A 13,354-nucleotide genomic window follows, 5' to 3' on the forward strand; every position below is an offset into this window, starting at 1 on the left:
CCGACGGACCGCAACGCCTCCCACAGTCGCCTTGATCCGATCGTCCCGATGACCGACAGCGCCACCGACACCCCCGACCCGTCCAAACCCAAGGCCAAGCTCGGCACGCTGCGCGCGCTGTGGCCCTTTGTGCGCCAGCATGCGGGCCTATTCGCTGCCTGGCTGTGCGCGCTGGCGCTGGCGTCGGCAGCGACGCTGAGCTTCCCGGTCGCGTTCAAGCAGATGATCGACGGCGGCTTCCACAGCGGCGGGAACATCGATCGGGTGTTCCTGGGCGTCTTCATCGTCGTCCTGGTGCTCGCGATCGCCAGCGCAGCCCGCTTCTATTTCGTCTCGCTGCTCGGCGAGCGCGTCGTCGCCGACCTGCGCAGGCAGCTGTACGGGCACCTGGTCGGACTGGATGCCGAGTTCCACGACCGTACCCGCAGCGGCGAACTGGTCTCGCGCCTTTCCGCCGACAGCGAACTGCTGCGCAGCGTCGTGGGCAGCAGCATGTCGGTGGCCCTGCGCAGCAGCATCACCGTGATCGGCAGCATCGTGATGCTGTTCGTCACCAGCCCGAAGCTGGCGGCCTACGCGTTGGTCGGCATTCCGCTCGCGGTGCTGCCCATCGTGCTGGGCGCCCGCCGGCTGGAGAAGGCTTCGCGCGCCAGCCAGGACCGCGTGGCCGACGCCAACACGCTTGCCAGCGAAACCCTGGGCGCCGTGCGCACCGTGCAGGCGCACGCGCGCGAGCCGTACGAACTCAAGCGCTTCGGCGACGCGGTATCGGTCGCCGTGGAAACCGCGCGCAAGCGCATCCGCGCGCAGTCGCTGGTTACCGCCACGGTCATCACGCTGGTGTTCGGCGCCGTGGTGCTGGTGCTCTGGTCGGGCGCGCACGACGTGATCGGCGGACGCATGACGACGGGCGAACTCGGCCAGTTCGTCTTCTATGCCCTGATCGGCGGCGGCTCGGTGGGCGCCTTGGCTGAAGTCTGGAACGAACTGCAGCGCGCCGCCGGCGGCATGGGCCGGATCGCCGAACTGCTCAACGAAACGCCGGCGATCCGCGCCCCCGCGGCGCCGCATCGCCTGCCTACCCCGGTGAAGGGCGAGATCCGCTTCGACAATGTCTCGTTCCACTACCCCTCGCGGCCCGACCTGCCCGCGCTCGACGATTTCGACCTGACCGTCAACCCGGGCGAAACCGTCGCCCTGGTGGGCCCGTCCGGCGCCGGCAAGAGCACGGTGTTCTCGATGCTGCTGCGCTTCCACGACGCGCAGACCGGCAGCGTGCGCATGGATGGCGTGGACCTGCGCGACCTCGACCCGGCCGACCTGCGCGAACACATCGCGCTGGTGCCCCAGCAGCCGACGATCTTCGCCGCCAGCGCGGCCGAGAACATCCGCTACGGCAAGCTCGACGCCACCGACGCGCAACTGCAGGCCGCCGCCGAGGCCGCCGAGGCCGATGATTTCATCCGTGAATTGCCGGGCGGCTTCGACAGCCCGCTCGGCGAGCGCGGCGCACGCCTCTCCGGCGGACAGCAGCAACGCATCGCGATCGCCCGCGCCCTGCTGAAGGACGCACCGGTGCTGTTGCTGGATGAAGCCACCAGCGCGCTGGATGCGCAGAGCGAGCGCGCCGTGCAGCACGCGCTGGAACGGTTGATGGACGGCCGCACCACGCTGGTGATCGCGCATCGCCTGGCCACCGTGCTGAAGGCCGACCGCATCGTCGTGATGGACCGTGGCCGCATCGTCGCCCAGGGCACGCATGCCGAACTGCTGGCGCAGGACGGCCTGTACGCGGAGCTGGCGCGCCTGCAGTTCCTCGACTGAGGGCCGCGCACGACAGCCCGCGGCACGTGGTCTAGGATGCGGGGCATCGTCCCCGGGAGCCGCACCCGATGTCCGATTCCCTGCCACCGCTGCTGCGCGGCTTGGGCACCCTGCTGATCCTGCTGACCAGCGCACTGGTCGTGACCGTGGAGCGACGCGAGAACGCCGCGCGTGTCGAACAGGCACATATTGCCCGGGTCGCACTGAAGGCGGAGGAATCGCGGCAGCCCAGGCGCGCCGGTACGAACGCGCTCACCCAGGAAGTGAAGCTGCTGCGCCTGCAGCTGCAGGACAACGACCTGGCGGACGACGTCTTCGAGAACCCGTGGTTCCAGTGGCTGGGCCTGCTGGGCACCGGCCTGATCGCCGCGTCGTTCTTCGCCGAATGGCGCCTCAAGCGCACCATCGCCCGCGCGGCGCGGGCAACGTCACCGGAAGACGCCTAGCGGTTACGCGACGGCGTCGGCCGTCACCAGCGCCGGCATGCGGCGCGGACGGCTGGGGAACGCATGCCGCACGATCCGCCAGCACACCTGGCCGAACTGGGTCAGCAGCGTGCCGGTGTTGTAGTGCTGGCCGTAGCGCGCGCAGATGGCGCGCACTTCCTTCGCCATCTCCGCGTAGCGGTTGGCGGGGATGTCCGGGTAGAAGTGGTGTTCGATCTGGTGGCTCAGGTTGCCCGACATGACGTTCATCAGGAAACCGCCGCGCAGGTTCGACGAACCCCGCAGCTGGCGCAGGTACCAGTGGCCGCGGGATTCGTTCTTGATGCATTCCTTCGGGAACGTCTCCGCGTTGGCGGTGAAGTGGCCGCAGAAGATGATCACGTAGGTCCACACGTTGCGCAGGCCGTTGGCGACCATGTTGCCCAGGAGCACCGGCAGGAAGAACGGGCCGGCCAGTGCCGGGTAGATCACGTAATCCTTGGCCAACTGCCGCCCCATCTTGCGCACCACCGGCGCGGATTTGCGACGCAGCTGCTTGTTGGTCATCTTGCCGCTCCACCAGCGACCCAGCTTCAGGTCCTGGATGGCGATGCCCCACTGGAACAGCAGCGCGAACACCACGGCCACGAACGGCTGCACCAGGTAGAACGGACGCCACTTCTGTTCGGGGAAGATGCGCAGCAGGCCGTAGCCGATGTCGTCGTCCAGGCCGCGCACGTTGGTGTAGGTGTGGTGGCGGAAGTTGTGGGTGTGCCGCCAGTTGTCACTGGTGGCCACGATGTCCCAGTCGTAGGTCTTGCCGTTGAGCTGCGGGTCGCCCATCCAGTCGTACTGGCCGTGGATGACGTTGTGGCCCAACTCCATGTTGTCCAGGATCTTGCCCAGGCCCAGCGAGAACGCACCCAGCGCCCACAGCACCCAGAACAGCCAGCCCACCGCACTGTCGGCCAGCCACAGGCCGCCGGCGATGGCGGCGGCGAACAGCAGCACGCGGCCGGTGAGGTTGCTGAAACGCACCGCCTTCACCACGTTGCGGATGTAGCGCGCATCGCGCGCGCCCAGCGTGGCGACGGTGCGTGCGCGCAGGGCGTCGAGTTCCTCGCCGAAACGGTCCAGTTCTTCGACGGAAAGCTTGCGGTTGCGGGAAGAGGAAGTGGCCATCAGAGATCGAGCTCGAGATCGGTGGCGGCGCTGTGGATGCACAGCTTCAACGCCTGGGTGGGTTCGTGGGACAGGTCGCCGCTCGGCAGGTGGCGCGTGCTGCCGGCGGACTTGCCGCAGGCGCAGGTGTTGCAGATGCCCATGCGGCAGCCGGAAGGCGGCTTCAGGCCATGCTGCTCCAGTGCGACCAGCAGCGACTCGCCGCGCGGTACGCGCAGCGTGCGCCCGCTGCGTTGCAGGCGGATGTCGACCTCGCCTTCGTCGACCACCGTCACCGGGGGCGGAGTGAAGGCCTCGGCCTGGAATGAGGTCGCTTGCGCTGCGAGCAGATGGCGCGCGGCTTCGACGAAACCACCCGGACCGCAGGCCAGCACCTGCGAAGTCGCCACATCGCCGGCATGCGCGGCCAGCAAGGCGTCGTCGATGCGACCTTCGGCTTCGTCGGCCGCCGCGGCGGCTTCACGCGTCACCAGCAGGCGGAAACGGAAGCGCGGCTGGGCCGCGGCGAGTGCGCGCAGTTCCGGCAGGAAGCAGGCTTCCTCGCGCGTGCGGACCCAGTACAGCAGCGTGGCGTCGGCGGGCATCTCCTTGGCCGACAGTTCGCGCACCAGCGCGATCATCGGCGTGATGCCGCTACCCGCCGCCAGCATCAGATACGTGCCCTGCGGCACCGCCGGCAGCGTCATCCCGCCGAAGGCCTGGCCCAGCTCGACGATGTCGCCGATGCGTGCAGCCTTGCAGAGATGCAGGCTGACCTTGCCACCCTCGATGGCTTTCACCGTCACCGGCAGCAGGCCGTCCGCGCGCGGCGGCGCGGTCAGGCTGTAGCTGCGGGTGATGCGCACGCCGTCGATGTCCACGCCCAGGTTCACGTGCTGGCCGGCGCGGTGGCCGGCCCAGTGGCGATTGGGCTTGAACAGCAGGGTGACGGCATCGGCCGAGGCGGTTTCGCGTGCGACCAGGCGCGCCAGCGGGCGCTCCCAGGTCCAGGTGCGGTGGAAACGGGCGGCCCAGAAGTCGAAGACATCCGGCTTCACGAGGGGCCGGATCAGGCGTTTCAGGGGACCGGGCCGGCGGGGGGACGGGCGGAACTGGGCGTTCATGGCCGCCACTATACCCATGTGAAGACGTTTGTGTATACAGTTGTATATTAATTTACCCGGCTATGATGCCCCTACCACCCCGTATGCCCGGCCTGCCCGCGTGACATTGCATCCGCACCCGCTGCCCCACGATGACCACGGCCCTGGCCGGAAGGCCACGATTTCGCGCGAGGATCTGCTGGCCGCCGCCCTGAAACTGGTGGGCCCGCACCGCAGCGTGTCCACGCTAAGCCTGCGTGAAGTGGCGCGTGAAGCCGGCATCGCGCCGAACAGCTTCTACCGCCAGTTCCGCGACATGGACGAACTGGCGGTGGCGCTGATCGACCTGGCCGGCCGCTCGCTGCGCAAGATCATCGGCGAGGCGCGCCACCGCGCCGCGAGCACCGACCGCAGCGTCGTGCGTGGCTCGGTGGAGGCCTTCATCGAGCAGCTGCGCGCCGACGACAAACTGCTGCACGTGCTGCTGCGCGAGGGCAACGTGGGCTCGGACGCCTTCAAGCATGCGGTCGAGCGCGAACTGCAGTTCTTCGAAGAGGAGCTGCACGTGGACCTGGTCCGCCTGGCCACGCGCGACAAGGCGCCGCTGCACGAACCGGCACTGGTGTCGCGCGCCATTACGCGTTTGGTTTTCGCGATGGGCGCCACGGCGATGGACCTGCCGCCCGAACGCGACGGCGAACTGATCGACGAACTGTCGGAGATGGTGCGCCTGATCCTGACCGGTTCGCGCGCCCTCGCCTCCCGTTCCGCCCCGCGCTGACGCGGCGTCAGGGATCGATGCGGATCGGCGTTCCGACCGGAACGCGTTGCCAGATCGCATCCATCTCCGCATCGGTGACGGCGATGCAGCCTTCCGTCCAATCCGTGCGCGACCCCGGCGGGGTCGCACCGTGGATCATGATGTCGCCGCCCGGATCCACGCCACGCGCGATGGCCTGCCGGCGATCGGCTTCGTCCGGATAGGAAATGCGCAGCGACAGGTGAAAGCGGCTGCGGTCGTTGCGATACGTGATGCGGTAGTCGCCTTCCGGCGTGCGCTGGTCGCCTTGCTGCCGCTTGTGTCCCACCGGATCGCCGCCCAGCACGACGCGGTAGGTGGCGATGACACGGTCATCGCGCAGCAGGTCCAGCCGCCGCTGCGCCTTGTAGACGCGGATGGCGTCGGCCTGCTGGGCGGCCGGGAGCAAGGCCGGCGCGGGACGACCCGGCTCGTGCGCCTGCACGGGCGCCAGTCCGCACGCAACCAGCAGGGCGCCAAGACCGCGCATGAGACGGATCTTCATGCCGGCAGCGTCCGTGCGATCACGCCGGCGAAATCCCCCTCCGCCAAGGTGCCGAATACACGCCCCTGTTCGCCGCCCAGGCGACTGCGGGCGAACATCTGCGCCACCGGGCTGCCTGCGCGGATCAGCACGCCGGCCTGCAGCGCGAGCGCAAGCCGCTCGACCAACCTGCGCGCGCCGCTCTCGGTGGCCTGCGCCATGTCGTGCTGCAGACGCCCGACGAAGGCATCGAAGATCGCATCGCGTCCCGTGCACGCTTCGAGTTCGGCCAGCACCGCCTGCGCACTGGCGGGTTCGCGCGACAGCGCGCGCAGCACGTCCAGGCACTGCACGTTCCCACTGCCTTCCCAGATGGAATTCAGTGGTGCCTGCCGGTACAGCCGCGGCAGGATCGACTCCTCGACATAGCCCGCGCCACCCAGGCACTCCTGCGCCTCGTTGACGAAGGCCGGTGCACGCTTGCAGATCCAGAACTTGCCCACGGCCGTCGCGACGCGCGCGAACGCCGCCTCCGCGGTATCCCGCGGCGCGGCATCGACGGCGCGCGCGACGCGCACGGCGAAGGCGGTGGCAGCTTCCGATTCCAGCGCGAGGTCCGCCAGCACGTTCTGCATCAGGGCATGCTCGACCAGCCGCTGACCGAACGCGCGACGATGGCGCGCGTGGTGCACCGCCTGCGCGAGCGCCATCCGCATCTCGGCGGCGGAACCCAGCATGCAGTCCAGGCGCGTCAGCATGACCATCTCGATGATGGTCGCCACGCCCCGTCCCTCCTCGCCCACGCGCCATGCCTGCGCGCCGGTGAATTCGACCTCGCTCGATGCATTGGCCCAGTCGCCGAGCTTGTCCTTCAGCCGCATCAGCCGGAACGCGTTCTTCGTGCCGTCCTCGCGTCGGCGCGGCATCAGCAGGCAGGTGAGTCCGCCCGGCGCCTGCGCCAGCACCAGGAATCCGTCGCACATCGGCGCGGAGAAGAACCACTTGTGCCCGACCAGTGCATACGTGCCGTCGGACTGTGGCGTGGCGACCGTCGCATTCGCGCGCACATCGGAGCCGCCCTGCTTCTCGGTCATGCCCATGCCGAGGGTGATACCGGCCTTGTCGGCGATCGGCACGTCGCGCGGATCGTAGTGCGGTGCCGCGGCCTTCGCCGCCCACTCGCGCAACGCGGGGATGCGCTGGAGCACGGGCACCGCGGCATGCGTCATCGTCAACGGGCAGCTGGTGCCCGCTTCCGCCTGGTGATGCAGATAGCTGAGTGCCGCCCGCGCCACGTGCGCGCCAGCGACCGGCTCGTGCCACGAAAGACCGGCCACGCCGTGGGCCTTCGCCACCGCCATCAGGCGGTGATAGGCGGGATGGAACTCGACGGCGTCGATCCGATGCCCAAGGCGATCATGCGTGCGCAACCGCGGTCGGTCGCGATTCGCGTCGAAGCCGAGCCGGTAGAGCTCGTCGCCCGCCAGCGCGCCATAGGCCGCGAGGCGGGGCACGAACGCCTCGCCGCCCTCGCGCTGCACGGCCTCACGCAGCACGACATCATCCGCCCACAGGTCGCGCGGCTCGAACGCGGGCGGCTGGTTGTCCACGCGATGCGTTTCGAACGGAGGAAGGTCGTCCATCACCGGCTCCCACGGCGGGCTGTCGTCGTCGATTGTGCCCGATGATCGATCGCGGGCTAGCCCTGCAGCGCTGCCAGGAAGTCCGGCTTCAGGCTCAAGGCACCGAAGAAGCCATGTTGCGTGCCGCTCAACACACGCAGCATGTGGCCACGTCCGCCCGGCAGGCGCCCCATCGGCAGGAAGGCGAGATCGCGTGCGCGCGCGATCACGTCGCGGTCGGACTGGAAGATTGGTGTCAGCCAACGGCTCCAGAACTGGTAGACGCCCACATGCGCCTGGCGTTCGCGCTGGTAGACGTGCAAGGCGGCAGGAACGGACGCCTGTGTTCGCAACGCATCGCGCAGGGCCAGCGCGTCCATCAGCGCCATGTTCACCCCCTGCCCCAGCTGCGGACTCATGCCGTGCGCCGCATCGCCGAGTACGACCAGGCGGTCGCGATGCCAGTAGCGCAGGGTGACGTCGCGATAGCTCGCGCGTGCCAGCTGGTCCGCATCGACGGTGTCGTCCAGGCGGGCATCGGCCTCTGGCCACAAGTGCGCGACCTCATCGCGCCACGCCGGCAGCCCACGCGCACGCCAGGCATCGAAATCGGCGACCGGCAGGCTCCAGAAGAAACTGAGGCGGGGCGTGTCGTCGCCTGGCCGGGTTCCCACCGGCAACAGGCCGATCATCTTGCGCGCGGCGACGTAGCGCTGCCGCAGTTCGTTACCCCAAGCCCATCCACCCTGTGGCACCAGTTGCCACAGCGCACCCCAGGGATAGATGGCCTCGCGTTCGACCGCGCCGGTGAACCCGCGCAGCTGCGATGCCGATCCGTCCGCGGCGATGACCAGGTCGAATGGTCCATGCCAGCGACCCTGCTGGTCGCGGATGCGGCGCGTGTCCTCGCTGATCGCATCGATGGCATGGCCACGGTGCACCTCGCCGTGTTCGGCCCAGGCATCGGCCAGCAGCGAGAACAGCGCACCACGCTGCATGCCCACGCCGAACAGCCGCGCGTCCAGCCCGGCATAGCGCATATCCATCACCGCGCGCCCGCACGGCGTCTCGCCGTACAGGCGGTCCACGCGCCGGCCATGCGCCATCACCTGGCGCAGCAGACCCAGCTCCCACAACACCTGCAGGCCGGTCGGCTGCAGCAGGAAGCCGGCGCCCACCGGCCCCAGTTCCGGCGCGCGCTCGAACACCTCCACCCGGTGCCCATCGCGGGACAGCGACAAGGCCGCCGCCTGGCCGGCGGTGCCGTAACCGATGATCGCGATGTGCTGGGAATCCATGGTGCGAGGCGGCCTTTCGTCGTTCGGCAAAGCGGCGTGGCAGGAAACGCGGGCGTTAAAAAACCCCGCCGAAGCGGGGTTCAAGAAAATCGTCTTGGATCAGGCTGCTGGCGTGATGTTGGACGCCTGTGCACCCTTCGGGCCCTGGGTCAACTCGTAGCTGACGCGCTGGCCTTCCTGCAGGCTGCGGAAGCCCTTGGAATTGATGGCGGTGTGGTGCGCAAAGACATCGGCGCTGCCATCTTCTGGCGCGATGAATCCGAAGCCCTTGGCATCGTTGAACCATTTCACGGTACCGTACGGCATAGCGCTTGCGTTTCCTTTTCTGGATGCGGGTGGTGGTGTGTGACTGGACGTCACACGCGCCGAGTATGCAAAGCCCAGCGCGTGTTGACAATCACCTGCGTGCCAGCGCCTCGACCAGGGCCGGGATGCCCGCCGACGCCGCGGCCACGTTCGCCAGCACCTCGTCCATCGTGATTTCCTCGTCGGTCCCGCAGCCGGCGGCCCAGTTCGCGACGATGGCCAGGCATGCGTATTCCAAGCCCATTTCACGCGCCAGGCCCGCTTCCGGCATGCCGGTCATGCCGACCAGGTCGCAGCCATCGCGCCGCAGGCGGCGGATCTCCGCACGGGTCTCCAGGCGCGGCCCCTGGGTGGCGCCGTAGCACCCGCCATCGACCAGGGAAACGCCGCTCGCGCGGGCGGCTGCGAGGATCTGTTGACGAAGTAAATGCGTGTACGGATCACCGAAGTCGACATGCAACACCTCGGTGCCGGGCTCTTCGCAGATCGTCGAGATGCGGCCCCAGGTGTAGTCGATCAGCTGGTCCGGGCACGCCAGCACGCGCGGGCCGCAGGCATCGGTGATGCCGCCCACGGTGTTCAGTGCGAGCACGCGGGTGGCACCCAGGTCCTTCAGCGCCTGCAGGTTGGCGCGGTAGTTGATCTTGTGCGGCGGCACCGAATGGCCTTCGCCATGACGGGCGAGGAAGGCCACGCGCTGCCCGCCCAGCAGGCCGACGCGGACCGGCCCCGACGGTGCGCCGAAGCGGGTATCGACGTCATGGGCCTGCACGTCCTGCAGGTCCGCCAGCGTGTAGACGCCGGTACCGCCGATGACGGCGAGCGCGATGTCGCCCATGGCTCAGTCCTTCAACGCGTAGATGCCCGGCAGGTTACGACCCTGCTCGTGGTAGTCCATGCCGAAGCCGAACACATACCGGTCCGCCACCTCCAGGCCCACGTAATCGGCGCAGATGCCCGCCACGCAGCGGTCGTGCTGCTTGGTGGTCAGCGCGGCGATGCGCACGTCGGTGGCGCCCTGCTCCAGGCACCACTGCTTCACGGCGAGCAGCGTATGCCCCTCGTCCAGGATGTCGTCGACAAGCAGCACGCGGCGGCCGTACAGCGCGGTCGCCGGGCGGTGCTTCCACACCAGTTCGCCGCCGGTCGTTTCGCCTCGGTAGCGGGTCGCGTGCAGATAGTCGAACTCGAGGTCCAGCCCCAATGCGCCAAGCTCCAGCGACAACTGGCCGGCGAACGGCAGCGCGCCATGCATGATGGTCAGGTAGACCGGCACCTCGCCGGCGTAGTCCCGCGCGATCGGCGCGGCCATCTGCGCGATGGCGCGGTCGATCGTCGCGCGATCGACCAACAGGTCGGCGTTGGCCAGCGCATCGGCCAGCTTCGGCCGCGGATTGCCCAGCGATTCCATCAAACCACTCCTTTCAGACTGTCGATGACGCGTGATTGCGTCTGGCCGTAGCGGTCGTCCGCGATCAGCCCATCCCATCCCAATGCACCGCGACCCATCACGCCGAGGACGGCGGCGGTGTTCAGCGCGCGGCCTTCCACCGCCTTCAGCGATTCGTCGACCAGCTTCGGCGAGCAGACCAGCACCACGTCGCATCCCGCGTCCAGGTGGTCGTGGATGCGCTGCTTCACGCCACCGGCCGAGAACGCCGCGGCCATGCCGATGTCGTCGGAAAACACCACGCCACGGAAGCCCATCTCCTCGCGCAGCACCTGCTGGATCCAGAACGGCGAATAGCCGGCCGGTTCCGGGGCGACGGCGGGATACTTCACGTGGCCCATCATCACCGCATCGGCTTTGGCCTCGATGCCGGCCACGAACGGCACCAGGTCCTCGGCACGCAGCACGTCCAGCGTGCGCGGATCGACGGCATCGTCGAAGTGGGTATCTTCCAGCACCGTGCCATGGCCCGGGAAATGCTTCAGCGTGGCGGCCATGCCGGCGCTGTGCATGCCGCGCACGTAGGCGCGGGTGAACTCGGCGACGATCTGCGGATCGGCATCGAACGCCCGGTTGCCGATGGCGCGATTGCCTCGCGCCAGGTCCACGACCGGCGCGAAGCTCAAATCGACGCCGCTGGCGATGATCTCGCTGGCCATCAGCCAGGCGTGTTCCTCGGCACGCTGCAGGGCCAGTGACGGATCCTGCGCATAGAGCTTGCCGAACCCCTCCAGCGCGGGCAGGTCGCTGTAGCCCTCGCGGAAGCGCTGCACGCGCCCGCCTTCCTGGTCCACGCAGACCAGCTGCGGGCGCGGCGCGGCGGCACGGATGGCCTGCGACAGTTCCGCCACCTGCGCACGCGAGGCGAAGTTGCGGGTGAACAGGATGACGCCGGCGACGGCGTCGTGCTGCAGCCAGTCGCGCTCCTGCGCGGTGAGTTCGGTGCCGGCGATGCCGATGACGAGCATTTCGGGGGATCCTCAGGGAAGGTCGTGGGCGCTGCGCTCTTCGTCGGTCCAGGCCGAGTACGGGCGCGACGCCAAGGCCAGATTGTAATAGCGGGCCGCGTCGGTGACCTGCTTGCCGATCCAGGCCGGTTTCACGAACGCTTCATCGGCATGGTCCAGCTCGATCTCCGCCACCACCAGGCCGGCGTTGTCGCCCAGGAACTCGTCGACCTCCCACAGGTGGCTTTCGTGCTCCACGTAGTGGCGGCGCTTGTCGACCACACCACCCACGCACAGCGCCAGCAGCGCACGTGCGTCCGCGACGGGGATCGGGTAATCGAATTCCTGGCGCGTATGGCCGAGTTCGCGCGATTTCAGGTTGAGGAAGGCGGCATCGCCCTGGATGCGCACGCGCACCGAGGCTTTCTGTTCGCCGCGATCCATCGCACCCATGTCGTTGATGTAACCCTGCGCCATGGGCAACACCTCGCGTGCGGCCGCACGCCAGCCATCGCCTACCACCAGGAACTTGCGTTCGATCTCGACGCCCATCAGCGCTTCTCGAACAAGGCAATGGACTCGACGTGCGCCGTGTGCGGGAACATGTCCATCGCCCCCGCCGACACCAGCGTGTAACCCTGCTCATTGACCAGATAGCCCGCATCGCGCGCCAGCGAGCCTGGGTGGCAGCTGACGTAGACGATGCGACCGAACTGTTTGAGCGGCAGCTGCTGCAGCACCTCGATCGCACCGGAGCGCGGCGGGTCCAGCAGCAGCTTGTCGAAGCCCTGCCGCATCCACGGCGCGTTGCGCTGGTCCTGGGTCAGGTCGGCCGCATGGAACTGCGCGTTGGGCAGCTTGTTGCGCTCGGCGTTCTCGCGGGCGCGGGCCACCAGTCCGGCATCGCCTTCCACGCCGACCACTTCGCGCACCAGGCGCGCCATCGGCAGGGTGAAGTTGCCCAACCCGCAGAACAGGTCCAGCACGCGATCGTCCGCCTGCAGGTCGAGCAGGCCGAAGGCGTGCGCGATCATTTTCTCGTTGAGCGCGGCATTGACCTGGATGAAGTCCAGCGGGCGGAACGCGAGCGAGATATCCCACGGCGCCAGCCCGAACGCCAGCTGCGGCGCCTCGGGCCACAGCGGATGGACGCTCTCCAACCCGCCGGGCTGCAGGTAGATGGCGAAACGGTGCGCCTGCCCGAATGCGACGAGCGCGCTCCGGTCTGCATCGCTGAGCGGCATCAGGTGACGGAAGACCAGCGCGACGCCGTCGAAGTCGGCCGTGGCGTCGCCGGCGATGAACTCGATCTGCGGGATGTGCTCGCGCGCCTCCAGGCCTTCCACCAATTGGGCGAAGGCCGCGACTTTGCTGCCGATTTCCGGGATGACGGTGTGGCACTCGGCCAGGTCGGCGACGAAGCGCGGATCCTGCTCGCGGAAGCCGACCAGCGTCTTGTCCTTCTTATTGACCCGACGCACCGAGAAACGACCCTTGCGCCGGTAACCCCAGGCGGCGCCCGTCAGCGACGGCAACACCGTGCCGGGCGTGACATGGCCGATGCGCTCCAGGTTCTCCATCAGCACGCGCTGCTTGGCCTCGATCTGGCGATGTTCGTCCAGGTGCTGCAGCACGCAGCCACCGCAGGTGCCGAAATGCGGACAACGTGGCGTCACGCGATCCGGCGATGCTTCCAGGACCTCCAGCGCCCTCGCCTCATCGAAATGGCGGTTCTTGGCGGTCTGTTCGGCCATCACCCGTTCGCCAGGCAACGCGCCGGCAACGAACACGGCCTTGCCGTCGCGGCGCGCGACGCCGCGCCCATCGTGGGTCAGGTCGGTGATCTGGGCTTCAAACGGGGTCTTGTCGATGCGGGGGGAGCGGGTACGTGCCACGTGGCGTCAGGCTGCGTGTTTCTGCGGGGGCCGCATTGTC

At 68.5% G+C, this 13,354-nt stretch carries 14 protein-coding genes; 3 read left to right on the top strand and 11 right to left on the bottom strand.

Going from position 1 to position 13,354, the window contains the following annotated elements; all coding sequences use genetic code 11:
* Positions 1-48 precede the first annotated feature (48 nt).
* The gene (locus tag ACSION_RS13220) at positions 49-1,824 is read left to right on the top strand and encodes an ABC transporter transmembrane domain-containing protein (protein ID WP_435306266.1); all 1,776 of its coding nucleotides are present in this window, start codon (positions 49-51) and stop codon (positions 1,822-1,824) included.
* Between the two features lie 68 nt (positions 1,825-1,892).
* On the top strand, positions 1,893-2,270 hold the full coding sequence (locus ACSION_RS13225; protein ID WP_435306267.1) for a hypothetical protein: 378 nt from the start codon (positions 1,893-1,895) through the stop codon (positions 2,268-2,270).
* A gap of 3 nt (positions 2,271-2,273) precedes the next feature.
* On the opposite strand, the gene ACSION_RS13230 is transcribed toward ACSION_RS13225, so the two are convergent.
* Together ACSION_RS13230 and ACSION_RS13235 are read right to left on the bottom strand one after the other, a co-directional pair.
* Positions 2,274-3,431 (bottom strand): fatty acid desaturase family protein, encoded by a 1,158-nt coding sequence (locus tag ACSION_RS13230; RefSeq protein WP_435306268.1) that lies wholly within the window; start codon positions 3,429-3,431, stop codon positions 2,274-2,276.
* Positions 3,431-4,534 (bottom strand): ferredoxin reductase, encoded by a 1,104-nt coding sequence (locus ACSION_RS13235; RefSeq protein ID WP_435306269.1) that lies wholly within the window; start codon positions 4,532-4,534, stop codon positions 3,431-3,433. Before ACSION_RS13235 ends, ACSION_RS13230 begins: the two co-directional genes overlap by 1 nt.
* Before the next feature lie 106 nt (positions 4,535-4,640).
* Here ACSION_RS13235 and fabR point away from each other — a divergent pair, with 106 nt between their 5' ends.
* Entirely contained in the window at positions 4,641-5,294 is a 654-nt protein-coding gene (fabR, locus tag ACSION_RS13240; protein WP_056880593.1) for an HTH-type transcriptional repressor FabR, read from the top strand.
* Between the two features lie 7 nt (positions 5,295-5,301).
* Here the strand turns inward: fabR and ACSION_RS13245 are convergent, their stop codons facing one another.
* From ACSION_RS13245 to rlmD, 9 genes are all read right to left on the bottom strand, one after another.
* A complete protein-coding gene (locus ACSION_RS13245; protein ID WP_435306270.1) occupies positions 5,302-5,817 on the bottom strand; it encodes a L,D-transpeptidase family protein in 516 nt (171 codons plus the stop codon).
* The gene (locus ACSION_RS13250; protein ID WP_435306271.1) at positions 5,814-7,439 is read right to left on the bottom strand and encodes an acyl-CoA dehydrogenase family protein; all 1,626 of its coding nucleotides are present in this window, start codon (positions 7,437-7,439) and stop codon (positions 5,814-5,816) included. Before ACSION_RS13250 ends, ACSION_RS13245 begins: the two co-directional genes overlap by 4 nt.
* 56 nt (positions 7,440-7,495) lie before the next feature.
* Positions 7,496-8,716, bottom strand: coding sequence for an FAD-dependent oxidoreductase (locus ACSION_RS13255; RefSeq protein WP_435306272.1), 1,221 nt, complete (start codon positions 8,714-8,716; stop codon positions 7,496-7,498).
* A gap of 99 nt (positions 8,717-8,815) precedes the next feature.
* Positions 8,816-9,022, bottom strand: coding sequence for a cold-shock protein (locus ACSION_RS13260; protein ID WP_055942196.1), 207 nt, complete (start codon positions 9,020-9,022; stop codon positions 8,816-8,818).
* 91 nt (positions 9,023-9,113) lie between these two features.
* A complete protein-coding gene (locus ACSION_RS13265; RefSeq protein ID WP_435306273.1) occupies positions 9,114-9,860 on the bottom strand; it encodes an S-methyl-5'-thioinosine phosphorylase in 747 nt (248 codons plus the stop codon).
* Between the two features lie 3 nt (positions 9,861-9,863).
* Positions 9,864-10,433: a hypoxanthine-guanine phosphoribosyltransferase gene (locus ACSION_RS13270; RefSeq protein WP_093297225.1), complete on the bottom strand. Its 570-nt coding sequence runs from the start codon at positions 10,431-10,433 to the stop codon at positions 9,864-9,866.
* Positions 10,433-11,440, bottom strand: coding sequence for a beta-N-acetylhexosaminidase (gene nagZ / locus ACSION_RS13275; protein WP_435306274.1), 1,008 nt, complete (start codon positions 11,438-11,440; stop codon positions 10,433-10,435). Before nagZ ends, ACSION_RS13270 begins: the two co-directional genes overlap by 1 nt.
* Before the next feature lie 12 nt (positions 11,441-11,452).
* Complete coding sequence (locus ACSION_RS13280) at positions 11,453-11,971, bottom strand: CYTH domain-containing protein (protein WP_435306275.1); 519 nt, start codon at positions 11,969-11,971, stop codon at positions 11,453-11,455.
* Entirely contained in the window at positions 11,971-13,314 is a 1,344-nt protein-coding gene (rlmD, locus tag ACSION_RS13285) for a 23S rRNA (uracil(1939)-C(5))-methyltransferase RlmD (RefSeq protein WP_435306276.1), read from the bottom strand. The genes ACSION_RS13280 and rlmD overlap by 1 nt, the downstream gene beginning before the upstream one ends.
* Positions 13,315-13,354 lie beyond the last annotated feature (40 nt).

The sequence above is a fragment of the Pseudoxanthomonas sp. LjRoot125 genome, from assembly GCF_964252705.1.
Taxonomy (GTDB): domain Bacteria; phylum Pseudomonadota; class Gammaproteobacteria; order Xanthomonadales; family Xanthomonadaceae; genus Pseudoxanthomonas_A.